The organism is Sphingobacterium thalpophilum, assembly GCF_901482695.1.
GTDB classification, from domain to species: Bacteria; Bacteroidota; Bacteroidia; order Sphingobacteriales; family Sphingobacteriaceae; genus Sphingobacterium; species Sphingobacterium thalpophilum.
The window spans coordinates 5,015,738-5,040,963 of sequence record NZ_LR590484.1 but is presented as its reverse complement, the minus strand read 5'-3'; the positions used below and the strand labels follow the sequence as shown (position 1 = coordinate 5,040,963).

The window sequence follows — 25,226 nt, the reverse complement described above, 5'->3', positions numbered from 1 at the left end:
TTATCTTGATTGTTCAACATGTAGAACGCGTCGGAATAGGTCCAGTCCCGCGGTATGAAATGCCTTTCCGGTGCTATGTCCATACGAGGGAAAGGCCATCCAGGATTTTTTGCTTTTCACCTGGTTATAAGCTGCGAAATTGATATGTGGCGGGCATACATTATCTTGCACCCCAATCCCCATAACCAACGGCACACGGATACGAGAAGCCATATTTTTAATATCAAAATAAGAAAGCGTATGGTATACTTGTTTCCAGCTCACTTCGGGATGCTGACTTAAATAATAGGCCACATCCGACTTGGGCCAAGGGGCGATTTTGAAGTAATCCTGAAAATCCGATAAAAAAGGGATACCAATAGCTAATGCTTTTACCCGAGGATCCAGCGATGCCGCAACGACCGACAATGCGCCGCCCTGACTTGATCCACGCACAGCAATTCGGTTGCCATCAATTTCATCTCTTGAACTGACAAAGTCCAATGCACGCAGCACATCCATAAACGCACCCCGGTAGTAGTAATTATCCTTATTGTCTATCCCATAGGTGAACCATGTACCAAAATGATTTGACTTTTCATTTAACGCTTGTCCCCGAACGGACAGCACAAAATAAGCAAAGCCATCCCAAGACTGATTTGGGAAATAAGGTTTTGATCCGTAGCCCATATATTCCACAATAACGGGATGCTTTCCTGCCTTTTTAGGTTTAGCATAATACCCCATGATAAGTTCATTATCCAGCGAACGCATCGACACATGGTACATCTCGTAATCCAGTTTGGACTGCTCCGGAATCAGCATCAATTGATAATCGGGCTGTATACGAGCAAGCTGCGCTTTATTCGCTTGCCAAAATTTATCAAAATCTGCCTTTTCATCATTGGGAGAAACAATTTTTTCAGGTTCATAACCTACATTCACCTGCTCTTCCAATTTTTGTCCTCCGTCCAGATTCAAACTAACTTTATAGTGATAAAATCCCGGTTTTGCATTCTTCAGTCCGAATATACCCGGCCGGGCAGTACCCTTTCCTGGAATATCGACTTTCAGTTCATGAGATTGGACCACCGCTCCATCATCCGTTGTCAGAAAGATTTTCAATGTCGCATGCAATGCTTTTTTTCCGCTATTAGCAATTGTCGGCGCAATTGCGATACTATCGCTTCCTAGAAAAATATAGTCTTCATCCTGGACATTGATTTTAAGCATCAGCTTATCCACTGTCGAAGCCGGCTCTACCTTCATCACAGTGCCATTCAAAAAACCACCAGCGGAGCTCCATCCATCAAAAAATTTAATAGCAATCAGGTTTTCGCCCTTAAGGTCAAGCGCTTCGAGCGGTACAAAATACCTGCGTTCATGATCAAAATAACCGGCAAAATTCTGCGGAAATTCTCCGGTTTTACCGACTAAGGTTCCGTTGACGTAGATCTCCTCACAGGCTGCAAATTTACCAAGGTCAATCCTGATACCTTCAGCCTCGGCAATTTTCTGCTGTAGTTGAGCTGGAAAGCTCAGTTTCTTACGGTACCAGCCAAAGCCCTGATCCAATTTTTGTCCCTGTTCTTTGAGTAGTTTATTGGATACTACGTTGGCCCAATGATTATCCTGATAGTCTATTCTACTCCAGCTGCTGTCCCTGCCTTCGCCGGCATGAAATTTCCAGTCCACGCCAAAGTTGTTTGATAAATTATTTTGAGACTGTTTCTGCGCATGGATACTGGGTAGAAAAGTAAATCCGCATAGCATCATCAATAGTACAGTTTTTATATACTTATTCATTTATTGATCGTTTTTAAATCTTGTCTTACCATTTTTCCCCAGGGTTTAAGCTGGCTCTGAGACCAGCCACTTGCAGGCGCTTGCTGATCAGTAATCATGGAACAGCTTTCATTTTTGTCCGCTATAGACCAGGCAATCCAGCTGAGTTTATGTCGGGCCATCCATTTTTTCCAAGCTTCCCATTCAGTCCAATCGATCGACCCATCACCATCGGCATTCATCCCTGCGCATTCCGACACAAAAATTGGAATACCTTTACCAAGTGCATATTCCGTACGTTCGCGAAGAAACTGCTTATGTGTGCCTGCATAGAAGTGTACCGTATACATCAGGTTGCTAAACCCCTCTAACGGCTTGTCAGCAACAAGGTGAATATCCTGATCCCAATTGGGGCATCCGACCAAAATAATATTGTCTGGGTCGATCGCCCGAATGGCGGGGATCACCTCTTGAGCATAAGCCTGAATTTCCACCCAAGTGGTATTCACGGGCTCATTAAAAATCTCATAAATGACATTCGGGTACGTCCCGTACTTCTGTGCCACAAGTCGAAAAAATTCCTTTGCCTGCTGCGGATGTAGTTGGTGTGCGTGCCAATCCACGATAACGTATACTCCCGCTGCTATTGCTGCATCTACCACCTCATATAAGCTTTTTAGCGCTGTCTCTGGATTTTGCAAGTAGCCCTGGTCAGGCTCTACACCAATAGCAGCTCTCACAACCTCAATATTCCAGTCCTTTTTAAGCCAGCGGATGGTCTGTGCATTATAAAACCGCGGCCACCAGTTGTGCCAGCCCAGGCTTACACCGTGGACGGTCACTGTATCGGAGCGCGCATCGACAAGTGCTGTGCCCGACACGCGGAGCTGACCGTGTCGGGCTACGACGGTTCTGGCATCAGATTGCGGACTGATCAATTTAGTTCGGCATGAAGCAGATGGCAACAAGGTCAACATTAGCAGACTACCATACAAACACTTTTTCAACTGTAACCTCCTATTTTTTTACGATCCGGAAATTACACACACTGAAGTCGTCATTGACATCCACAGTAGGCTGGTAAGAAAATACGAAAGCATTCCATCCTGCTTTAAGATAAGTCCCGTTGCTCTGAGAGGCATCTTTATAAAATTCGGTCAGATCGATCCGCATGGTCTTCCATTGGCCGTACGTATTCAGGGCACCATTCTCGGCTGGGTTGTAACGTGTCTCCTGCCTGTCCCCGCCCAAGATAAAATTCCCCTGACTGATAGAAGCCGTACTTTTGGTGTTGATCTCAAATTTGACATAGTAATCTTTAGGATTGGCCAGTATCGCGGCATCATTCAGATCAAAGCCAGACCAGAAAATGCCGTTCCAGGACCAGGCATCGAACGATCGGCGCACGCGCAGGAAACGGTCAAAGCCCGGTAGCAGTTTAGGATCGCCGCTGGCTTTACCATCCGTGACATAGTCCGAAAGGGACTTGATGTCCAGCATGGACAGTCCTTTTTCACGAAAGCTGATCTGCTTTGGCACTGCCACCAGGGGGCTCGAAACCGAGAGTACGGCACCATCTGCTGTCCCGGCAGGGATCACAAAGTAGATGGAATCAGCAACACTGCGCAGGGGCTTTAGCTCCTTGTTGTCGATCACAAATTTACCATTGGCCGTATCCAGCTTATAAAGATCCAGGTATTTACCGACGAGGACTGCTGTATCCCCCGCTGCCACAAACTCGTTGTAAAGCCCCTCAACGACCAAGTTGGGGATTCTGACTTCAAACGGAAATTCAGTACTTCCTTTGGCCGTCACCAGCGCAAGCTTGTTGTTGACCGTTGTCGGTACAACCCGGGGTATCGGTAAGGTGATACGGGACCTCACCGCGTATACCGTCGACAGATCGACCTCGACATCGTTAAATTTTATGGACTTGACTTCCGCAAGGTTGCTTCCCTGCAAAACTATCATGTCGGTCAATGCTCCGCTGCTGATGGACACGTTCAGGTCGCCCGCAGTGGAAATTTTTTCAATGACCGGAGGACCATTCGAGGTCAACTGGTCATCGTATGTGTTGTTATAGTTGGCAATATCTTTCTGACAGGCCACCGTTGTGCCAGCAAGGCCAGCACATACCAGCAGATATAATAAAGAGCGATTGTAGATTTTCATGTGAATTTAATTTAGGTGTACATTAATTCCATCCCGGGTTGTTGGTGGTGATCGTCGTATTGACCCCCACTTCTGAATTTGGTATCGGGTACAGCAAATGTTTCTCGGACCGTATTTTGACGACCCCCACTTCATCTGTTCCCCCAATCCTATTCATGACATCGAGGTAAATCCCCCAGCGGATCAAATCCCAACGCCGGTCGCCTTCAAGTGCGAATTCCATGGCTCTTTCTTCCAGTACTGCGGAGCGGAACGCACTTTGGCTGTCGATATTGCCATCACCTGTAAGCCGACGGGGCGAGGCATTGCTCCGCCCGCGGACCTGGTTGAGCTTTGCCAATGCCAATGTACGTGCTGCAGTACTGTTGTCTGCCTCATTGGCTGCCTCTGCATAGATGAGTAACACATCCGCAAATCGAAGGAAATACCAGGGGGCATCTGTACGTTCGAGTTTGTTGTTACTGACATCACTATATTTCGTTAGGAACGCCAAAAACGCCGGCGACTTCTCACTACGGTACTGAGCCCCGTCATTAAATGGCGCGACCGGCGGTACCCACTTGCCATTTTCGTCGGTATAACCCTTCGCTTTTTTCGTATATTCCTCGTTGTTTGGATAGTAAGACCCCCCGCCCCAGCCAGAGTCATCTCCTTGTCTGATCCAGCGATGCATCACCCCTTTGACGATACGTAGATCTTTGCTTTCGAAGAGCTTATACCAATGGTCACGCATGCCCCACCATAGTCCCGTTTGTATGTAGCCCTGGTCATTGTAAGTCCCGTTATAGCCCTGTGAAAACGTGACGCCGTATTTTTGATCCGCCGACATGGACTGTAAGGTCCAGATATGTTCAGTCTTGTTCTTGTGGGCACGCGACCACAAGTTGTCATAGCTCAGTAGACCGTAGTTTCCATACTCGCCGTTGATGACCTGAAGGGCTTTGTCCCGGGCTTTCTCAAAATACTCCTTGGCACTAAAACTTTCATAGCCAGCCACCTGTTTTTTGGATACGGTAAATGAAACTGGGTTGGTGTATACCTTTTCGCTTCCGTTCATACTGTAGGGCTGTCCACCTCTTACGGTTACATTTCCGGATTGTAAGGACGCTGAGGCCATTGTGACATATACTTTGGCCAACAATGAGGCTGCTGCACCGGCAGACACACGGCCTTCCTGATAGCCGCTGTCGGTGTTTTTATAGAGCATTGTCTCGGCCTTGGTCAACAGTTCGATGATATGCGCATAGACCTTGGCGATGGGCTGCCGGGGCTGATTGAGATCTGCACCCGAATTGACCGACGCAGTGCGTATAGGGACCTCACCAAAGGCGCGCACCAGCAAAAAATACGAATAAGCTTTCAGGAAATAGAGTTCCCCCATCCCGTTTTTCTTGACTGCTTCGGATGCTTTGCTCATGGGCTCTATGTTTTCCAGCGCGAGATTGGCCCGGTGGATAATCGCATACGGTTTTTCCCACATTGCCGTGGTGTATTCATTGTTCTGAAAGTTGCCTGCGCCGAGTGATCCAAATGACCAGTCAGGCCCCGTCATATAGTCACAGTCAAATTCGAGCGCCGGCGGAAACAGGCTCCACCGGAACATATCGTCCAGCAGCTTGCTATAGGTTCCTACGACCCATTGATTGACTCCTTCGTCCGAATCAGGGATATCCTCTGGATCGACAAAGTCAAATTTCTTTTCGTCCAGCATCTTTTCGCACGAACTCAAGCCTACAAGCCCAATCGATGCTATCAAGGCGTATTTAAGATATAATTTATAGTTTTTAGTCGTCATAATACATGCATTTAGGTTCTGTTAAAATTCTGCTTTAAACCCCAGGGAGAATGTTCTGCTGCTTGGATATGAATAAATATCAACACCTTTGCGGGAGGCGTCGCCACCGAAAGCATTGACATCTGGGTCAAACCAGCTGTAATCCGTGATGGTCAGCAGATTGGTAGCACTGGCATATACGTAAAGCCCATGAAGTCCTTTGAACGGATTTTTGAATGTATAGCCGAGATTGATATTCTTGAGGCGTAGATATGACCCATTTTCGACATATCGGTCTGAGGTTAACATCGTACGGTTGTAAGTTGATACCGCTTTTGGCCAAAGTGCCTGCTGCTTATTGGTTTCTGTCCACCGTGCGTCATAGATGTCCTGTGTGATGTTTCCGATATTGGCCATTTTCATATCGATCAGGTTACCGTTAAAGATATCGTTGCCAACAGAGCCCTGCCAGAAGAATCCCAATGTGAATTCGCGAAATTTAAAATTGTTGGTCAGACCAAATACAAAGTCCGGATTGGTATTGCCGATAATCGTGCGGTCGCTGGTTGTCAATTGCCCGTCCGCGTTCAGATCACGGTATTTGATCTCACCGATTTTTGAACGTACCAGGGCATCACTCGCATTGGCATAAGTAGCATCAGCACGCACTTCGGCCTCGTTGTCGTAAAAACCGTCTTCCACGTACCCGAATATCGCACCGATTGGCACACCGTTACGCTGGATGAAGATATTATCCGCGTTATACCACAGCCTTTCTGCAAAGCGGTCGGCAGCAAGTCCGCCAATGGCATTGCGGTTGAACGAAATGTTGGCGTCTATGTTCCATTTAAAGCTTTCACGGTCAATGGCAACAAATTTTCCGGTAAGCTCAAGACCTTTGTTGGTTACATATCCCGAGTTGACCCATTGTGTACGCATTCCGTTGCTGGAAGCGATATTTACATTCTGCAGCAGGTCGTTGGTCTTTTTGTAGTAAGCATCGATTGTGAATTGGATTCGGTTGTTTAAGAAAGCCATATCCAGTCCCAGGTTGTATTGGTCGGTTGTTTCCCATTTCAGGTTTTTGTTGAGCGCACCACGCCAGTCCACCTCGGCAAAGCCGCTGCTCAAGGCTCCTCCGAGTGGATAATTTGCCACTGCGAGATAAGCGCGTGTCTGATAGGCATTCACCCCCTGATTACCGGTACGTCCGTAACTGGCCCGCAGTTTCAGGTCGTTGAAAATGTTGAGATTTCTGACAAATTGCTCTTCCGAAAGCCGCCATGCCAATGCTCCGGAAAGGAAATTTGCAAATTTCTGACCTACAGTGAGCCGGCTGGATCCATCTCGGCGGAAAGAAGCGGTAGCAATATATTTCCCTTTATACGAATAGTTGGCCCGCGCCAGTACCGAGGCCAGCTGCGTGCGTCCGCGATTGCTGACAAGGGGACCGGGGTTGAGACCCGCGGACATGTCAAATTCTCCAGTAATATCATTTGGAAAATTGGTTGCTGTCATTGATTTGGAGGCGTAATTGGCCTGTTCGTACGTAAAGCCCGTCACCAGGTTCAGGCTATGGTCCTGCCTGAACGTCTTGTCAAATGTCAGCAACGATTCACTGGTAAGGCTCTGATACCAATTGTCGCTCTGTCCCGCACTGCCATTTTTAGGAGCTCTACCCTCCTGTGTATTCCGGTTATAATAGGTGTTCCGGTTATTATTCGAGTAGCCGAAGCCGAGGTTTTGACGGAAAGTCAAATAGGGCAACAGCTTGACGCTTGCATAGGAAGAGCTAAATACATTGTTTGCTCTGAGCTGGTCCTTAGCCGTATTGACATATACCCCAGGGTTGGAGGCGAGCCAGTTCAGCTGATCAGATTCAATCGTGCTCATATCCGGCCCATATGTTACCGGGAATATCAGCGCTGAGCGAATGATGCCGTAATCATATGCATTGGATTTTGCGAAGTTGGTAAGCCCATTGGTGTAATTGATATTGGCGCCCAGTTCGAGCCACGATCTGACCTTCCGCCCGATGTTGGTCCGCAGTGCCACCCGTTGATAGTCGGAGTTTTTGATGATACCTCCCTGGTTCAGAAAGTTTCCGGAAAACATGTGCCATCCCTTTTCACTCCCGCCCGAAACGCTGAGATTATATTCCTGAGAAAAGCCATTCTGGTAGATTTCATCCTGCCAGTCAGCTCCCTGGACTAACGTCTGATTGCCGTACTGATCCGTTCTGATGCCCTGATTCAGGAAATCCTCCGGTGCCGGCTGGTACTTTCCCGAGGAAGTTACAGGCTGACCATTTATGGTGGGGTAATTCCAAGTACCGGGGTAAGGTAATATCTGATAATCTACTCCTTCATAATATTTGCTATTGACAGCCTGTTCGTTAATGTAATTTGCGTAATCAAAAGGTTTAAGCATACTGACTCGCCGGCCAAGCGTAGCCAGACCAAAGTTGGCATTCAGTTCTACTTTTTCATTTCCGTTTTCTCCTCTTTTTGTCGTAATGAGGACAACACCGTTTGCTCCTCTGGATCCATATATCGCTGTAGCCGAAGCATCTTTCAGCACTTCAATAGACTCAATGTCGTTGGGATTGATTGACGCCAGGGCGTTGGCGGTCTGATTGTTGTTTTCGTTGGCGCTGCTGCTTGGTGTAGATGCCATGTCATAAGGTATTCCATCCACAATATAAAGAGGCTGTGAGTTAGTCGAAAAGGAATTGGTACCGCGGATGGTAATGGATACTCCAGCGCCCGGAGCACCGTCGTTTTGGTTGACACTGACACCCGCCATTCTCCCCTGCAGCGCCTGATTGATACTGGGCGCCGGATTTCCGGCCAGAATATCCCCTGCTTTTACCTGGCTCACCGCCCCTGAAAGATCTCTTTTTTTAACCTTGCCATAGCCGACGACCACGACCTCATCAAGTACATCTGCTTTTGGGATCAGGTAAATATTAAGCGATTGCTGGCCAGTGATTTTATGTGTTCGTGTTTCCATCCCGAGAAAAGAAACATAGAGGTTGTCCCCGACGCTGACCTCTAGCCTGTAGTTGCCATTTGCATCTGTGAGCGTAGACTGGCCGGCTCCGGTACGCACTGTCGCCCCAGCTATTGCCCCGTTGGTCTGCTGGTTAAACACCCTTCCGGAGAGCTGTGCCTTCTGGGCAAAAGTGACCATTGGTGTCAGTCCGGCGACCATACAGGCATAAAAGATTTTCTTGATCATTTTGAGTTCCCTTAAAATTGGTTATTTAAATTGCTTTATCTAAAACCAAAACTAGGGAGAATGTCGTCTCGTAATTAATACTTTTTTATCTTATCCTTATGGAATTACAACCAATAATCGTGATACAGGCTTTGTAGGATGTGTTTGTATACTGTATTATTTTAACTCTGCTATTACCGTAGCCTATAAATAGAATTTCGAATTGCGGTATTTATCCCGGAATGCGGTGGGCGTCGTTCCTTTTTTCTTCATAAAAATGCGGTTAAAGTTAGAAAGGTTATTGAAGCCGGAGAGCAGTGCTACTTCCGCAACATTGTGGGTTGTGTCGACAAGGAGGCGGCTGGCATGCCCGAGCCGGATATCGTTTAAGGTATCGATAAAGGTTCTGCCCGTCCGCTGTTTCAGGAACCGGCTTAGCGATACTTCCGTCATTCCGATCAGATCCGCAGCTTCGCTCAACGAGACCTCGCCTTGGTAATTCCGGGAGAGATATTGCAGTACCTTTTCGACACGCCTGCTGTCATGGCGTCTGATACTACTGTGGAAGGAACGACTGCAGAGCTCCCTCATATCGTCGTCCAGGGACAGCTTATAGAGCAGGTCATAGAGTCCTATGACCGAGTGGAAGCCATCTTTCTCTTTGCTCAGTTTCTTAATATCTGCACATACTCCCGCAATGGTACCTTTGCTGAATGTCACCCCATAGGCTGCTTTTTCAAACAGTTGACGTATGGATCGAAATTGATTTTTGTTGAGTAGGGTTTCGCCAAGCAGATCCGGCTGGAACTGAATGGTGATTTCCGAAATTTGCTGGGAGCGGCAGTTGTGATCAAACCAGCCATGCTCGAGGTTAGCGTTGGCGATCAGAGTCAATTCCATGTGGTCGATCTCTTCTATGCTGTCACCGACAATCCGCTGCGCCCCTGCAGCGTTCTCGATAAAGTTCAGCTCAAATTCCGAATGCACATGGATCGGGAAATCAAAACAGGATTTTTCTCTGGCAAACACCATGAAACAATCTTTTTCCGACAAAGGGGTTACTTCGCGCAGTATCATGGGTTTAAAATAGACAAATTTTGTTCAATTGATAAATTCCGGTTATCTTTTTTAACAAGCCAGTGATATTAACGTACGCTGATCCAACCAAATCGGCCCAAGGGACGTTTGTTTAAGGGGCGATAAGCCCTACTGAACGGTAATTTTATGAATATAAGAGAATTTAACAAATTGTATAATTTCATTGGATGTCAGCAGATAATCCGATATATTTGGTTCCTGTACACAGCATCGACTATGAAACAACATCACCTTATCCTGCTTTCGCTTGGCTTGTTCGCAGCAACGGCATTGAAGGCGCAGGAGAAATCCAATTTGGTCAAACTGAATCTTCTGCCGCTGACGGCTGGCAATGTGGCGCTTGAATATGAAAGAGCCCTTCAGGACCGCATTTCACTGAGCGGTACACTAAGCCTTCGGCCCAAATCCGGACTACCCTTTCGTTCACTATGGGAGTCTGCAGTTGATGACGAGTACGATATCCTGGGCGGCGCCAAACTCGGGGCTTTTTCGTTTACGCCCGAGGTCCGGTTTTACCTGGGCGACAAAGAAGCACTGCGGGGATTCTACGTCGCTCCTTTTGTCAAATATTCCAACTATACGCTGAGTACAGTACTTTCGGTCGACCAGTCGAACTACCAGAAAGAAGTCGCCATATCGGGCGCATTGAATGCCTTTACTGCCGGTGTAGCCATCGGTAGCCAGTGGCGCCTCGGCGAAGATATTTATCTCGACTGGCGTATCATCGGTCCCAGCTATGGTTTTAACAAGGGGACGTTTGAGGGCAAGACGCCGCTCAATGCGGACGAACAGCGCGAGGTGCAGAAACAGCTGGATGACTTTGACATCGACGTCATCGATCTCCAAAAAGAAGTCAGCGCTGAGGGGGTGACCCTCCGTACGAGCGGACCATTTGCCGGGATCCGCACAGCCCTGTCTTTTGGTTACCGTTTTTAGACTGCCGCCCTGAGGATCATCCACTGGTCTAACTGATTATAAATCACTTATCCTATTCGCTCTCAGGCGCAGCAGGATACCAGTTTTTAGCTTCAGACCTGTGCTCCGTTTCCATTTCCTTTTCTGCCAGTATTGCAGGATAACTGGTTCTAAGCGTCAGACCAGGCTAGCTGATGCGCCCAGCAGCAGCCTTGTGTCAACTAATGTCTCTCCGCTAAAACACAGCAGTGCTTTTGATTGTTAAGCTATCAACGTCTTTGGTCGCATCGAATGTGATACAGCCAAGGCTTAACAATATGCAGAAAACCATATAAGCCGATGAATGCACTTCAAAAACGGATCAAAGTCCTGCTGCCGGGGTACTTTGCCATGGTCATGGCCACAGGAATTATTTCCATTGCCTGTCTTCTGGAAGGATTTTCCGTCCTCGGCAGGGTACTTTTTTATCTCAATATCCTGTTTTTACTCACATTATTTGCCGCCAATCTCTATCGGATGATCCGTTACTGGCCCGATATGGTAGCGGATTTCAAAAATTATCAACGCGGACCCGGATTTTTTACGCTTATCGCGGCTTTGTGCATTATGGGCAACCAGGTTATCCTTTTTGAAGGCATGAGCGGCCTGGCTACGGCATTGCTGATTCTGGCTGCCGTGATATGGGCTTTTACGATTTACGGTTTTTTCTACAATCTGACGGTGACGGATGATAAAAAACCGTTGAAAGAAGGCATCAACGGGACCTGGCTTGTCATTATCGTTTCCATTCAGGCCATATCTGTACTGATCTCTTTTGTGTCGGATGGTCTGGGCGACGCTGCTGAGATCTACCTGTTCATTGCCGCCTGTCTATTTTCTGTGGGTTGTATCTTCTATTTGTATCTGATGTCTCTGATCATTTACCGGATTTCCTTCTTCCCCTTAAACGCGATGGAACTTGGTGCTCCATACTGGATCAATATGGGGGCCACAGCCATATCCACGCTTGCCGGATCCATGCTGATCCTCCATGAAAAGCAATTTACTTTCCTGGTCGAAATCCGGCCGTTTTTAAAAGGGTTTGTGCTGTTATTCTGGGCTGCCGGCACCTGGTGGATCCCTTTGTTGGTCCTATTGGGAGCCTGGCGGCATATTGTCAAAAAAGTGAAGGTGCCTACAACGGCCGCCGGTTATGACCCCACCTACTGGGCGATGGTATTCCCGCTGGGCATGTATGTCGTCAGTACTTTCCGGCTCAGTGAAGCCCTTGATATTGCCTTTCTGAAATTTATCCCCAATGGTTTCATCTACCTCGCCCTATTTGCCTGGACCGCCGTGATGACTGGCTTTGTCAGACAGCTGTTGAAGGTATTTTTGAGCCGTAAAGTTTAGCTGATTATACTGAGCAAACAATTTAAAATCTCTACTGTTATAAAAATAGACTAATAGATTTCTATGTTGAAGCTTGTAGACCTAAAAGCCTTTGTTATAGCCAGTGCTGCGACCCTTTTGACGCTCGGGATGATCCTGGTTGGATCGCGCAGGCTGCAGAATTTTGATGCAGCTCTGGTAGCCTATCTATTCGGTACACTGTTTGCCGTTTTTGGAATTGTCTATCGTTACACCGTCTGGATACAGCGTCCCCCCACCCGTGTTTATTTCAAGAGCAGCCTAAAGATCCTGTTTTCGGCGGAAGGACTCCGTTTTTTGGGATACACGGTCAAAGATTTTGTACAGAACATCGTTTTTCAGCGCTTTATTATCCGTAGAGGCCAGTCCCGAGGCTTTGCCCATCTGATGATAGCCATCGGCTGTATTTTAGCCTTTTGTATCACGATCCCTCTTACCTTTGGCTGGATACATTTTACACTTGTCCCCGCGTCAGGTTTGGATCCCGCTGCACCCAAAATTTATACCGCGCACTTCTTTGGATTTGCCGTGATGAATTTTCCGGTAAAGTCAGTCATGGGCTTCCTGACCTTCGGGGCGCTCAACTGGTGCTCGATTCTGGTGATCATCGGAGCCACTTATTTTCTGCAAAAACGGTTAAAGGATCCGGGACTGATTGCCACGCAGACTTTTGAAGGCGATATCCTGCCCCTGCTGCTGCTGATTCTCGTTTCTTTGACGGGTCTGGGGCTGACTTTGGATTATGAATTTATGCATGGAAAGGCTTACGAATTTATGGCCGTTACCCATGCTTTTTTTGTGATCGTCTTTCTCGTCTGGATGCCTTTCGGAAAGTTTTTCCATATCATCCAGCGCCCGGCCCAGATTGGTGCTCATATCTATAAGGAAGCCGGACGTAAAAAGGGCATGCAGCACTGCAAGTTTACCGGCAAGGAGTATACAACAAAATTGCATGTCGAAGATCTCAAAAAAATCACAAAACAGACGGGTTTCAACCTTGATAATGCTGAGGGAGACTCTATCCTGGATTATAGTCCCGAAGGAAAGCGGGATCTTCTCGCCATCGCGCATTATAAAGCCCGCAAAGAAGCCGGTGAATTTTTTGGATAATCTGTAGTTGGTACCTTAAATAAAAGAATTAAATGGCAAAATTACCCATACCCGTAGAACAGATCATTGCGCAGTTTGGTCCGCACTTACATTTTCCAGATCCTGAGGGTACTCCGGGCAGAGACGAGCCGGATAGAATTGTCGAAACCCACTGCTGCTTCTGTGGTATGCAATGCGGGATAAAGTTGCTGGCCAAAAATAATAAAGTGGTTGGATTTGAACCTTGGATGGAGTTTCCTTTCAATGAGGGAAGGTTATGTCCCAAGGGCGTGCAACGTTATTTACAGGACAATCATCCCGACCGGCTGACCAGTCCTCTGGTCAATACCCCCGGAAAGGGATATCTGCCGGTCGCATGGGACGAGGCCATGGACAGAACCGTATCCGAAATCAAACGGATTCAGGAGAAGTATGGCCATGATGCCTTTGCTGTTCTTTCGGGCGTATCCCTGACCAACGAGAAATCCTACATGATGGGCAAGTTTGCCCGTGTCGCTTTAAAAACCAAAAATCTGGATTACAATGGCCGTCTATGCATGGTATCGGCGGGTGCTGGCAACAAGAAGGCGTTTGGCCTTGACCGTACGTCCAACAACTATACGGATCTTGCCCATGCTGAGGTGATCATCGTTACAGGCGCCAATGTCTCCGAAACGTTTCCTACACTGACCTATTGGCTGTGGCAGGCCCGTGACAACGGTGCCAAGATCATTGTGGTCGATCCGCGGCAGATACCCCTGGCGCGCACAGCAGATATCCATCTAGATATCAGACCGGGAACCGACTCGGCACTGTTTGGCGCGATTCTTAACTATATGGTTCAGCACGATATGCTGGACCACGAGTTTATTGCCAACCATACTTCCGGATTTGAGGATGCTATCGCGGCGGTCAGGGACTATAGCCTCGAATGGGCCGAAGAAGTCACCGGTGCAAAAAAGGAAAAAATAGAAGCCGCTGCAAAGCTCTGGGGCAAAGCTTCCACCTCCTTTCTATTGCATGCCCGCGGTATCGAACACCATACCAAGGGGGTCGAAAATGTGCTGAGCTGCATCAATATCGTACTGGCTTCGGGCCGGATCGGACGCCCCTACTGCGGTTATGGCACCATTACCGGGCAGGGTAATGGACAGGGCGGACGCGAACATGGCCATAAATGTGATCAGCTGCCCGGTAATCGCGACATTGAAAATCCCGAACACCGCCAGTATATCGCTGAGGTCTGGGGAATAGATGAAAAAGACCTTCCGGGCAAGGGGCTCACTGCATACGAGATTATCGAAGCGATTCACCGCGATGAAATAAAAGGACTCCTGTCCATCTGTTTTAATCCGCTGGTGTCGCTGCCCAATAACAATTATGTGCGCGCCGCACTTGAAAAACTGGAATTTTACGTGGGTATCGATTTTTTTATGAGCGAAACCATCCGCCACTGTGACATTATCCTTCCCGGCTCCCTGCACGAAGAAGAGGACGGTACCGTGACGACTGCCGAAGGGCGTGTGGTGCGGATCCGGAAAGTCGTCGACCCACCCGTCGGCGCACGGCCCGATTCGGAAATTATACAGGAGATCGCCCGACGCCTCGGTGCAGGCGACAAATTCTCCTATGCCAGCAGCGAAGCGATCTTTAACGAGCTCCGTATAGCTTCTAAAGGCGGTACAGCCGACTATTACGGCATCACCTACGAGAAAATAGAACGGAACATGGGGGTCTTCTGGCCCTGTCCAGACCTGGATCATCCCGGCACACCACGGCTCTGGGAGGACCGCAAATTCAAGACACCTGATGGAAGGGCGCACTTCAATCCGGTGCAATACCATCCCAGCATGGATCCGACGGACGCCGAATTTCCGGTCATACTGACCACAGGCCGCGTGGTTTCACAATATCTCAGTGGTACACAGACGCGACGCATCGGCAAGCTGGTCAAACAGTTTGCGCAGCCCTTTCTGGAGATACATCCCGTGCTGGCCCACACAATGGGGATCAGTCAGCATGAAGACGTACGTGTAGTCACCAAACGCGGGGATGCTATTTTTCCGGCCAATATTGTGGAGACCATCCGTGAGGATACAGTGTTTATCCCCTATCACTGGCCGGGGAAAAAGTCAGCCAATCAGCTGACCAGCGGTTTTTTGGATCCTATTTCCAAAATCCCTGAGTTTAAGGTCAGCGCCTGCCGCCTGGAACCTCTGGGAACGCAGTCATATATTGGCAATGACGCACGGGATTATCAAAGTATCTAAATCACTATAAACGGAAAGACTATGGCAGAGTATTATAAGTTACAGGAAGAATTTTTTGTCGACATGCAGCGCTGTATCGGCTGTAAAGCCTGTGAGGCGGCATGTGCCGAATGCGAAACCAACGGACAGGAGTCCATGATCCATGTCAATTATGTGGACCGCAGTACCACCATTCAGACAACCGTGCAGGTTTGCATGCATTGCGAAGACCCCGTCTGTGCCAATGTCTGCCCTGCTGATGCGATTAGCAAAGACGAGTTTGGCGTGGTGCATACTGCCAACACATCGCGCTGCATCGGCTGTTCAAACTGCGTGATGGCCTGCCCTTTTGGTGTGCCCAAAAAGATGGAATCCTACGACCTGATGATGAAATGCAATATGTGTTATGACCGGACCAGTGTGGGCAAGAAGCCCATGTGTGCCACCGTATGTCCCAGTGGTGCCCTCTTCTATGGTACGCGTGAGGAGATACAGGCCAAGCGTCCCAATTCAACCCCCATTAATACCTTTCTCTTTGGAGAGGAAAAGGTCAACACAAAAGTCAACCTGATGATGCCCAAAGGCAGCACAGAACTGCGTGTCCTATAATCAGTGGTTTATGTGATTTTAATCCCTTTTGCTATGAGCAATGAAGATAAACATTGGAAGAGAGATTTCCCGATCAGCCGGCCAGAATCAAACGAGGTCAGCCGGCGGGACTTTGCCCGGATCTTAACAGTGGTATCGGGCGGGATGGTGCTGGGAAACGCTGCCATCGCAGCAAAGGCCTTCTTCACCAAAAAGGAAAGGGCTTCGAAACGACAGCGGATCTGCAGCACCAGCGATATTCCCGTGGGCGGCACAAAATCTTTTGTGCTCGAAAACAGCGCGGTCCCCTATATACTGGTCCACACCGAAGATGGTAACTTTTATTCGTACGAACAAAAATGCACCCACCTTTCCTGTGCGGTGTATTATCGCCCCGGCACGATGAAAATAGAATGCCCGTGCCACAATGGCTGGTTTGATGTCAAGACCGGCGAGGTGCTCCAGGGACCACCGCCCAGACCGCTCAATAGACTTGATGTTTCCATTGAAGGTGACGATATTTACGTGCAGAAAACTTAATGATCAAACCGTATGAGTACATTTAGACGAGGACAGGAACAGTCCCACCCCCAAAAGAAAAACATGATCATGTCCACGCTGATCGCCGTATTGCTGATCAATCTGCTCATACAGATCTGGCTGCTGTATACGGCGCTCAACAATGCGCTCGAAGGTCATCCAGAGGTAGCTTACAGTACTTTTGTGGCCTCGCTTATACTCTTTATTGCCTGTGTTGTCTGGCTGTATCTTTTACCACGCAAATAGGATGCGTCCGAAAATCTGGTCTTGATCATGACTACCGAATTCTCTTACCGCTTTATTGAGCCGGACAGCAGCATTGCTGATTTTGTGGAAAATCTGGGCACCTTTCGTAATGACGGTGACCAGCCCAAGGAAGTGGTGGTCGTCCCCGACGGCCGCGTAGATCTGTTTTTTTCAGTTTCTCCGGCAGCACCATTTGAAGTAACCCTTATCGGACTGGAAACCTACCCCGAACAGCGGTATATCCCGCCGGGGATGACCGTCTTTGTCATCAGTTTTAAACCGCTTGCTGTAGAATATATCCTGCAGACGCCGCTGGCAGAATTTCTGAACAGCGCATGTGAGCTGCCGCCCGGATTCTGGGGTTTTGAGCCCGGGGATATCGCGGATTTTGAACGATGCTGCGCAAAGGCGACCCAAAAGATCAGCGCCCTGATTCCTGCCGACGTGGACGATCGGAAGCGCCGGCTATTTGAGCTGATCTATTCTTCCAAAGGAGAAATGAGCGTGCAGCAGCTCTCCGATGCCGTGGGCTGGAGCAGCCGGCAGATCAACCGTTATTTTACCAAACAGCTGGGATTATCTTTAAAGACCTACACAACGATTTTGCGCTTCAGAGCATCGCTGGCGCATATCGCTCAGGGAAAACTGTTTCCTGAACTGAATTACACCGATCAGAACCATTTCATCAAGGAAGTCAAAAAATACTGCGGCGTGCCGCCAAAGGAACTGTCCAAAAACCGAAACGACCGATTTGTACTATTATCGGTTCTCAAAGGAGCATAATTTTGCAGGGTAAATGTAAAATAACATGCTGATAGACAACAAATCAATTGCTATTGTCGGCGGTGGTCCCGCCGGCCTTACCCTCGCGAGGCTTCTGCAGCTGCAGGATGCCGAGGTCAACGTGTACGAAAGAGATATCAACCGACATGCACGGGTCCAGGGCTCACCCCTCGATATGCATGAGCATTCGGGGCTCGCAGCTTTGCGGGCTGCCGGGCTCCTGCAGGTGTTCCGGACGACTTACCGCCCCGGAGCAGACCGGACGCTCATCCTCAATCCGCAAGCAGAGCTGCTGTACAGTGATCATGACACCAAACCGGCAGAAAATTTTGGACACGAGCACTTTCGGCCCGAGATCGACCGTGGCCCTCTGCGAAACATGCTGCTGGAATCGCTACGGCCCGATACAGTGGTATGGGATAGTCATTTTCTGTCCATGGAACCACATGGCGACGGCTGGTTGCTGCATTTCAAAAATGGTACCTCTGCCTACGCGGATCTCGTTGTCGCTGCCGATGGCGCGAATTCCAGAATTCGTTCTTATCTGACTGCCATTAAACCCATGTATTCAGGGGTGATTATGCTCGAAGGCCATGTCGCCAAAGAGAATGCACCCCAGATCAACGCCCTGATCAAAGGCGGTAAAATCATGGCATTCGGAAACAAACAGAACATATTAATGGGACAGAAAGGCGATGGCGAACTGGGATTTTATGCAAGTTTTAAGGCCGATGAAAACTGGGCTGTTGCCAGTGGACTCGATTTTTCGGATAGCACGCAGGTGCTGGAGTGGTTTAAACGAGAATACGTAGGCTGGAACCCGTTGTGGCAGGAACTGTTTGCTCATGCTGACGTTCCGTTTATTCCCCGGCCAATTTACTATATGCCACTTGATCAGCATTGGGAAACCAGTCCAAGCCTCACATTGATCGGTGATGCGGCACATGTGATGCCTCCCTTTGCAGGAGAAGGTGCCAACATGGCCATGCTCGATGCGCTGGAGCTGAGCGAGCATCTTAGCGACCCGCGGTATGCGACATTGAAAGATGCCATTGCGGCCTACGAAGACAGGATGCGACGCCGTGCGGCAGCCGCTACTCAAGAGTCTCTGGATAATGGTGAAAGAATGCATTCCTCAACGGCACTGGAAACCATGCTCGGATTTTTCGGCGGACATGCTGAGCAGATCTGAACAGGATGACCATGGATCGGCTGCCTTGTTTCGGCCCGTCCGGCATATTATCTAAGTTTTTTTGAACGATCAGACGCCGACTGCTGTTCAGATTACAAACTAAACTCACAAAGCAATGAAAAGAACATTTTTGACCCTGACGATTGCCTTATCACTTTTTGCGATGCAGAGCTGTGGTGGCGGAGCATCCAAAGACAGTAAAGATACTGCAGACAGTATCAACGAATCTAAGGCACCTGATCAGATCGCCGACAATCCAGTAGCAGGCACACCGGTGGCTGTTAATGAATCCGATGCCAAATTTGTGACCGAGGCCGCAAACGGCGGCATGGCCGAAGTGGAGTTAGGTGAACTGGCACAGCAGAAAGCGCAACACGCCGACGTCAAAGCCTTTGGTGAGATGATGGTAAAAGATCATTCCAAAGCCAACGACGAGCTCAAAACGCTTGCGCAGTCCAAAAACATCACACTGCCCGCCGCGGTAAGCAGCGAACAGCAGAAAGTCAAAGACGATCTTTCGAAAAAATCGGGAGCTGACTTTGACAAAGCTTATATCGATGAGATGATAAAAGATCACGAGAAAGATATCAAACTGTTTGAGGATGCCAGTAAAAACCTCGCAGATGCTGAATTGAAAGCTTTTGTCGACAAAACGTTGCCGACCTTGCGCAGCCATCTCGACCACTGTAAAAGTGTAAAGGAAAAAATGAAATAAGGTTATCCGGGCGATAGCTGCCGTATGAAACAAAAAAGGTTTTTCCGCAGGAAAAGCCTTTTTTTGTGTTGTCATTGCCTATCAAGGTCACATTTTGTCTATCTTTGGGACACAAACCTACTAAATCACGATCATGAACAACGCATCGTTCCGGCTCGCACTGAGGCCGACCACAGTTGAGGACCTTGAGACGCTCTTTACATTCCAGCTCGACAAAGAATCCAATTACCTGGCTGCTTTTACTTCGGCTGATCCGGCGGACAAGGCTGCCTATCTGGCTAAGTACAGCCGTCTGCTCAACGAACCCAGCGTAAATAATCAGACTATTCTTATTGACGGAACGATTGCTGGCAGTATCGCAAAGTTTGTCATGGAAGGCGACCATGAGATCACCTATTGGATTGACCGCAGGTTCTGGGGACGTGGTATAGCGACACAAGCATTGCGTACACTTTTGGCGCTGGAGAAGGTGCGGCCTATTTTTGGACGGGTTGCCTTCGATAACCGGGCTTCGCAAAAGGTGCTGGAACATTGTGGCTTTGTCAAAATAGGCAACGACAAGGGCTATGCGAATGCCCGACAATCCGAAATCGAGGAGTATATTTACAGATTGGATACATAGTATAAGACGATTGCATATGTTTAAACTTATTTATTGCGCTGCAGTTCTGATCCTGACATTAGTCAGAACCTGTGCGGATACACCGGCACAGCAGTCCGCCGCCATCGAGAATAAGCCGCGTCCGGCCTGGCTGAAACCGGTATACCATGAGGCGGTGATGATAGAAGATTCCGATTGTACAGAAAAAGACGGTACCTACCTGATTGACCGCGCCGTCGATTTCCATCCCGATAGCATGGCGGTGTTTTTTGTTGCCGCGAGGCTGCCACGCGAGCTGTTTGAAAATGCGGAAGGGTTCTATCCCCAGCTCAGGGAGTTCATTCTGGTGATGCCCGACTACGAAGCCTATGAACAGGTCGCCAAGGATGCGGAAAAGCAGGGCATCACACTGGAGCCTGCTGTCAGCAATTATTACTACTACGTCAAGCGCGAGGACGGGAAGGCCACCGTGGACCGCTATCACCTGACGGGCGAAGGGCAGCCGCAGCTGCACTACGCTGCACCAAAGATTCCGAAAGATAAAATACTGGTCTATCGCACCGAAAGCTATGGATCTGTCTGTTGTCCCAAAGACGAGCGGCGCGTACTGGAGGCAGCTGATGCCTCTTTCATCCGGCAGTACGAGCAACAGCAGGGTGTCCAGATTAAAGGCAGCTTCCGCCAGATCAACGGCAAGGAAGGCGAGCATAATAACTACTACACGCTCAGCGGCCTCAACAGCCGACAGCGGCTGGACTTTTTGCTGGCCAAAAACAGGCAATGGCAATTTGAAGGCAAAACATTGTTGCCAACATCGGGAAAGCAGATCATTACGCCGGCGCTGGTTCAGATAGAGACCGAAGGAATCCGCAAGCTGGAGCCTATAGCCTACCGCTAATTACAGTTAATAAGTCGCCTTGGCGAAAATCGTCCGCAGCTGATCTTCCAGTCCCTTGCCCCGCAGGTTGCGTGCGATGATCCTGCCCTCAGGGTCGAGGAGGAAACTTGCTGGAATCGCATTGATGCCATACAGCTTGGCGGCATGGCTATCCCAGCCTTTGAGATCGGAGACCTGTGGCCAACGGAGCCCATCATCCGCTATCGCTTTTATCCACTGCTGCTGCTGTGCTGCCCGGTCGAGCGACACCCCCAGTATCTCAAAACCCTGTGACCTGTATTTGTCGTATAGTGCCACAAGGTTGGGGTTTTCTTCCCGGCAGGGCCCGCACCAGCTCGCCCAGAAATCCAGCAGCAGGTATTTGCCGCGGAAATCAGAGACTTTCATTGTTTTGCCCCCGGGGGTCAGAAGCTCCATATCCGGAGCCAGCTGCCCGACTTTGGTTTTTACAGCCGATTCCAGCTGCAGGGGGATCTCCGCAGCCAGCGGGTACTGTTTGAGCTGTTCGGATATACCTGCATATACCTCGGCCGCAGCGGCAGCGAACTTTTCCTGGCCGGCCACAAAAGACAGGCTGATCAGGCTGAGGTAAGACGCGGGGTGCTGCCGCGCAAACGCCAGATGCACAGCATACAGCTCATCCATAATCGCTTTTTCCCTATCGATGAAAACGGCGCGCACCGCCGAATCAGCCTGCTGGGCCGCTGGCAGGGCGGCAAACTCCTTATTCAGAGCCGTAAACTTGTCGTCAACGCCGCTTCGCATCTTTCGGAAGGTGTCCTGATCTGCGTTCACCTGCGATCCCGTGATCACGATATTTTTAAGGGAATCCGCTGCCCGCATATGCATCACAACAGGTTCGAGATAAAAGCGGAAATAGTCCATCTGCTCCTTCGGTGCCAGCTTTTCGACGTAAGGGTTTTTATGAAGATACAGGGTCGAGGACACAGGATAGCCGATCCTGCCCGAAAAGGAAAATTGGCCTCCCGCTGAGACGGTGGAGTCCACCACCGAATTCCCGTCAATCTCGTATATCAGAAAAATTTTGGAACCATTTTTTAACTTGTTCACCTCCCCTCTGATCGTGTAGCTGCGCTGTGCGCAGGCCACTACGGGGATTATGCAGAGCCATGCTAGCCATATTTTTGGGACTGTCATCGTCGTATCAGGTTTATATCCAAACTATTGTCTGTGCATAAATATACAGATTATTCCGCAGTCACTGTATTTCCAATGGGTAAAACTATCGTGGGACCGTTTTTGTTCCTGTCTAAAAGGAGGAACTATGCCCTGGTATAATGGAAACTACCCACCGTCCTATAAGAATCAGCCTGCTAGGATCCGTGATAAGGCGACCGAAATCGCCAACGCCATGCTGGAAGAGGGCGTCGAAGAAGGCATTGCAATCGCCACCGGACTCAAAAAAGCGCGCGAATTTTATGGTGAAGATACGCAGGATGAGCAAAATCAAGAATCCAAATAAGAAAGTGAGCACCCGGGAGTGCTTGAATTGTTGACGTTAAATTGAAAAACTATGCCAGAACTACCCGACTTACAGGTTTTCAGCAAGAACCTCAACCGTATGATCAAAGGTAAAACGCTTGAAAAAGCGATCATTCACAACAAGCAGAAGATCAAGGTCAAAGAAGCGGAATTGCAAGCCCTGGAAGGAAAAACACTGAACAAGGTCTTCCGCCGGGGCAAAAGGCTCTTCCTTGATTTTGGTAAAGATGCCATCCTTGCCATTCACCTGATGCTACACGGCAAGCTGGAATACAGCGATACGCCCGATCCAAAGTATGCCCTTGTGTCCCTGACTTTTAAGGGAGGTAAAATACTTTCTGTCACCGACTTTCAGCAGATGGCCAATATAGAGCTGAATCCGCCCTCTGCGGAAGCCATCGACGCGCTGTCTCCCCAGTTGACGGCGGACAAGCTTGAGCAGCTTTTGAAGGCCAGCAGGGCCAAGATCAAGACCGTTCTGATGGATCAAAAACTCATCGGTGGCATCGGCAATGCGTATGCTGACGAAATCCTCCATGCGGCGCAGCTCTCACCGCTCTCCATTGCCGGCAAGATCCCCAAAAAGAAGGTGCAGCAATTGGCTAAGGCCATCAAGGACGTGCTGGAAGATGCCGAACGGCAGATCCAGAAGACGCATCCGGATATCATCAGCGGCGAGGTCAGGGACTTTCTGAAAGTGCACCGCAAGCAGGCAAAACACGATGCCTCCGGGCAGACCATAAAACAGACCAAAGTCGGGGGCCGTATCACCTACTATACCGCTGATCAAGAGGAGTTCAGCTAAAATGCATGGCCAGGATGAGCCGTGCGGGTTAGATCTCCATTCGCATTTCGAGCAGGTTGGGCTTGAAACCTGCTTTGGTATACGCTTTTTTTGCGCTTTCATTGGCATCGTAGACCTGAAGTCGTATTTCGGAGATGCCCCTTGCCCGCGCCCAGGCAGTCAGGCCTTCAAGGATCATCCCATTGATCCCACGGCCACGGTAGTCCGGTCTGACATACATAAATCCCAGATGGGCAAACTGCCCGTGCTTCAGATAAGGTCTGGCCGGCAAGATTTTAGCGTATCCTGATCCAACGAGCTCTTCCCCTGCCGCCGCCACCAGCACCTCGGCATCCGGAGAACGAACCAGTTCCAGGAGATCGTAATAATGAATCTCCCCTTCCTTTAATGTGCCGTCATATGGACGCTCAGCTTCGACAATACCTTGTTCAAATTCGAGTAATCGATCGATTTCATGTGCCTGCGCCGGCCTGATTTGTATTTCCATTTTCGAAAGGATGTTATGTACAGCGTGAATACACAAATATATTCAATAAAGTTTATAGTTAGCGGACAGAAGGCACCAAACTGTGACAGGGGCATCGCTTATCGTCTTTTTGATTTTTTCTAAACGATTTTTTAACGGAAGAGGTTCACCTAGGAGACTATGGATGTTAACAATAAAATCAACACTATGACACAATTTAAAAATCCACACACAAAATATCCTGTACCGCCATTTCCCAAGCAGGAACAGGAAGTTCCCGGTACAGAAGCAGCGATGCAACCACAGGCCGACCACGGCGAAGAAAGTTATGTCGGCAGTGGCAAGCTGACTGGTGCAAAAGCGATTATCACCGGCGGTGATTCTGGTATAGGCCGCGCAGTGGCCATAGCCTATGCGCGCGAAGGTGCAGATGTGGTCATCAGTTATGGTTACGATGTGGAGGATGAGGACGCTGCCGAAACTGCACGGCTGGTGGAGAAGGAAGGCCGTAAAGCCATACTTTCCAAAGGCGACCTGCGTGAGGAAAGCTATGCAAACCAGCTGATTGAACTCGGTGTCCGCGAACTGGGCGGCATCGATATCCTGGTCAATAACGCCGCCTATCAAATGGCACATAAAACGCTCGAAGAATTGACCGCCGAGGAATGGGACCGTACGTTTGAAACCAACATACGGAGTATGTTCTATCTGTGCAAGGCTGCCGTACCACATATGCAGCCGGGCAGTTCCATCATCAATACTGCATCGGTCAATTCCTATCATCCCAATGCGGTGCTGCTCGACTATGCAGCCACCAAAGGGGCGATCCAGAACTTTACCGCCAATCTGGCGCAGATGCTGCTCGAACAGGACAAAGGAATCCGTGTCAACGCCGTTGCTCCCGGTCCGGTGTGGACACCGCTGATTCCGTCAACAATGCCGGAGCCCGAAAACTTCGGTAAGGACAGCCCGATCAAAAGGCCGGCACAGCCTGCAGAGATCGCACCGGCCTATGTATTTCTGGCCTGCGAGGATAGCAGCTACATTGCCGGAGCGACTATTGCCGTAACCGGCGGCAAGGTTGCCATGTAAGAAAATAAGTAATCTCAATCTCTCTCTTTTTACGTATTAGCCTCATGCCATTTTGGTTCATGAGGCTTCTTATTACAACAGATAGATACTTCGGCGACCATGCGCCC

Annotated in this window: 23 protein-coding genes; 15 read left to right on the top strand and 8 right to left on the bottom strand. The window is 49.1% G+C overall.

What is annotated here, in order from left to right; translation table 11 throughout:
• From FGL37_RS21175 to FGL37_RS21150, 6 genes are all read right to left on the bottom strand, one after another.
• Positions 1-1,785 (bottom strand): acetylxylan esterase, encoded by a 1,785-nt coding sequence (locus FGL37_RS21175; RefSeq protein ID WP_028070377.1) that lies wholly within the window; start codon positions 1,783-1,785, stop codon positions 1-3.
• The gene (locus FGL37_RS21170) at positions 1,782-2,771 is read right to left on the bottom strand and encodes a glycoside hydrolase family 5 protein (RefSeq protein ID WP_028070378.1); all 990 of its coding nucleotides are present in this window, start codon (positions 2,769-2,771) and stop codon (positions 1,782-1,784) included. Before FGL37_RS21170 ends, FGL37_RS21175 begins: the two co-directional genes overlap by 4 nt.
• Positions 2,772-2,781: 10 nt before the next feature.
• Complete coding sequence (locus tag FGL37_RS21165) at positions 2,782-3,936, bottom strand: glycan-binding surface protein (RefSeq protein WP_028070379.1); 1,155 nt, start codon at positions 3,934-3,936, stop codon at positions 2,782-2,784.
• A gap of 22 nt (positions 3,937-3,958) precedes the next feature.
• Positions 3,959-5,731, bottom strand: a complete 1,773-nt coding sequence (locus tag FGL37_RS21160) for a RagB/SusD family nutrient uptake outer membrane protein (protein WP_037533547.1) — start codon at positions 5,729-5,731, stop codon at positions 3,959-3,961.
• A 21-nt stretch (positions 5,732-5,752) separates the two neighbouring features.
• Positions 5,753-8,950 carry a SusC/RagA family TonB-linked outer membrane protein gene (locus tag FGL37_RS21155; RefSeq protein WP_197734497.1) on the bottom strand — a complete coding sequence of 1,066 codons (3,198 nt, stop codon included), beginning with the start codon at positions 8,948-8,950 and terminating at the stop codon, positions 5,753-5,755.
• A 183-nt stretch (positions 8,951-9,133) separates the two neighbouring features.
• Positions 9,134-9,961 (bottom strand): helix-turn-helix domain-containing protein, encoded by an 828-nt coding sequence (locus tag FGL37_RS21150; protein ID WP_232048755.1) that lies wholly within the window; start codon positions 9,959-9,961, stop codon positions 9,134-9,136.
• Positions 9,962-10,243: 282 nt separating this feature from the next.
• Here FGL37_RS21150 and FGL37_RS21145 point away from each other — a divergent pair, with 282 nt between their 5' ends.
• The 12 genes from FGL37_RS21145 to FGL37_RS21090 all read left to right on the top strand — a co-directional run bounded on the left by FGL37_RS21145 (position 10,244) and on the right by FGL37_RS21090 (position 21,253).
• Positions 10,244-10,963, top strand: coding sequence for a DUF3575 domain-containing protein (locus FGL37_RS21145; protein WP_028070383.1), 720 nt, complete (start codon positions 10,244-10,246; stop codon positions 10,961-10,963).
• 318 nt (positions 10,964-11,281) lie between these two features.
• On the top strand, positions 11,282-12,334 hold the full coding sequence (locus FGL37_RS21140) for a tellurite resistance/C4-dicarboxylate transporter family protein (protein WP_037533551.1): 1,053 nt from the start codon (positions 11,282-11,284) through the stop codon (positions 12,332-12,334).
• Positions 12,335-12,397: 63 nt separating this feature from the next.
• Positions 12,398-13,462 carry a hypothetical protein gene (locus tag FGL37_RS21135; protein WP_028070385.1) on the top strand — a complete coding sequence of 355 codons (1,065 nt, stop codon included), beginning with the start codon at positions 12,398-12,400 and terminating at the stop codon, positions 13,460-13,462.
• 32 nt (positions 13,463-13,494) lie between these two features.
• Positions 13,495-15,711 (top strand): molybdopterin oxidoreductase family protein, encoded by a 2,217-nt coding sequence (locus tag FGL37_RS21130; protein WP_028070386.1) that lies wholly within the window; start codon positions 13,495-13,497, stop codon positions 15,709-15,711.
• A 21-nt stretch (positions 15,712-15,732) separates the two neighbouring features.
• Positions 15,733-16,299, top strand: a complete 567-nt coding sequence (locus FGL37_RS21125; RefSeq protein WP_028070387.1) for a 4Fe-4S dicluster domain-containing protein — start codon at positions 15,733-15,735, stop codon at positions 16,297-16,299.
• Between the two features lie 33 nt (positions 16,300-16,332).
• The gene (locus tag FGL37_RS21120; protein WP_028070388.1) at positions 16,333-16,818 is read left to right on the top strand and encodes a Rieske (2Fe-2S) protein; all 486 of its coding nucleotides are present in this window, start codon (positions 16,333-16,335) and stop codon (positions 16,816-16,818) included.
• A gap of 12 nt (positions 16,819-16,830) precedes the next feature.
• On the top strand, positions 16,831-17,064 hold the full coding sequence (locus tag FGL37_RS21115; RefSeq protein ID WP_028070389.1) for a DUF6755 family protein: 234 nt from the start codon (positions 16,831-16,833) through the stop codon (positions 17,062-17,064).
• A 27-nt stretch (positions 17,065-17,091) separates the two neighbouring features.
• Positions 17,092-17,847 (top strand): helix-turn-helix domain-containing protein, encoded by a 756-nt coding sequence (locus FGL37_RS21110; protein WP_028070390.1) that lies wholly within the window; start codon positions 17,092-17,094, stop codon positions 17,845-17,847.
• A 25-nt stretch (positions 17,848-17,872) separates the two neighbouring features.
• The gene (locus FGL37_RS21105; protein ID WP_028070391.1) at positions 17,873-19,039 is read left to right on the top strand and encodes an FAD-dependent oxidoreductase; all 1,167 of its coding nucleotides are present in this window, start codon (positions 17,873-17,875) and stop codon (positions 19,037-19,039) included.
• Positions 19,040-19,154: 115 nt separating this feature from the next.
• Positions 19,155-19,754, top strand: coding sequence for a DUF4142 domain-containing protein (locus FGL37_RS21100; protein ID WP_028070392.1), 600 nt, complete (start codon positions 19,155-19,157; stop codon positions 19,752-19,754).
• A 133-nt stretch (positions 19,755-19,887) separates the two neighbouring features.
• The gene (locus FGL37_RS21095; protein ID WP_028070393.1) at positions 19,888-20,376 is read left to right on the top strand and encodes a GNAT family N-acetyltransferase; all 489 of its coding nucleotides are present in this window, start codon (positions 19,888-19,890) and stop codon (positions 20,374-20,376) included.
• Complete coding sequence (locus FGL37_RS21090) at positions 20,327-21,253, top strand: hypothetical protein (protein ID WP_138097016.1); 927 nt, start codon at positions 20,327-20,329, stop codon at positions 21,251-21,253. Before FGL37_RS21095 ends, FGL37_RS21090 begins: the two co-directional genes overlap by 50 nt.
• Positions 21,254-21,259: 6 nt before the next feature.
• On the opposite strand, the gene FGL37_RS21085 is transcribed toward FGL37_RS21090, so the two are convergent.
• Complete coding sequence (locus tag FGL37_RS21085; protein WP_028070394.1) at positions 21,260-22,411, bottom strand: TlpA disulfide reductase family protein; 1,152 nt, start codon at positions 22,409-22,411, stop codon at positions 21,260-21,262.
• 127 nt (positions 22,412-22,538) lie between these two features.
• Between FGL37_RS21085 and FGL37_RS21080 the strand changes: the two genes are divergently transcribed.
• Both FGL37_RS21080 and FGL37_RS21075 read left to right on the top strand, forming a co-directional pair.
• Positions 22,539-22,736, top strand: a complete 198-nt coding sequence (locus FGL37_RS21080; RefSeq protein ID WP_037533554.1) for a DUF2188 domain-containing protein — start codon at positions 22,539-22,541, stop codon at positions 22,734-22,736.
• Between the two features lie 51 nt (positions 22,737-22,787).
• Positions 22,788-23,561, top strand: coding sequence for an Fpg/Nei family DNA glycosylase (locus tag FGL37_RS21075; RefSeq protein ID WP_028070395.1), 774 nt, complete (start codon positions 22,788-22,790; stop codon positions 23,559-23,561).
• A gap of 28 nt (positions 23,562-23,589) precedes the next feature.
• Here FGL37_RS21075 and FGL37_RS21070 read toward each other — a convergent pair whose 3' ends face one another.
• Positions 23,590-24,048 (bottom strand): GNAT family N-acetyltransferase, encoded by a 459-nt coding sequence (locus FGL37_RS21070; RefSeq protein ID WP_028070396.1) that lies wholly within the window; start codon positions 24,046-24,048, stop codon positions 23,590-23,592.
• Between the two features lie 186 nt (positions 24,049-24,234).
• Between FGL37_RS21070 and FGL37_RS21065 the strand changes: the two genes are divergently transcribed.
• Positions 24,235-25,119 carry an SDR family oxidoreductase gene (locus FGL37_RS21065; RefSeq protein ID WP_037533617.1) on the top strand — a complete coding sequence of 295 codons (885 nt, stop codon included), beginning with the start codon at positions 24,235-24,237 and terminating at the stop codon, positions 25,117-25,119.
• The last annotated feature ends 107 nt before the right edge of the window (positions 25,120-25,226 follow it).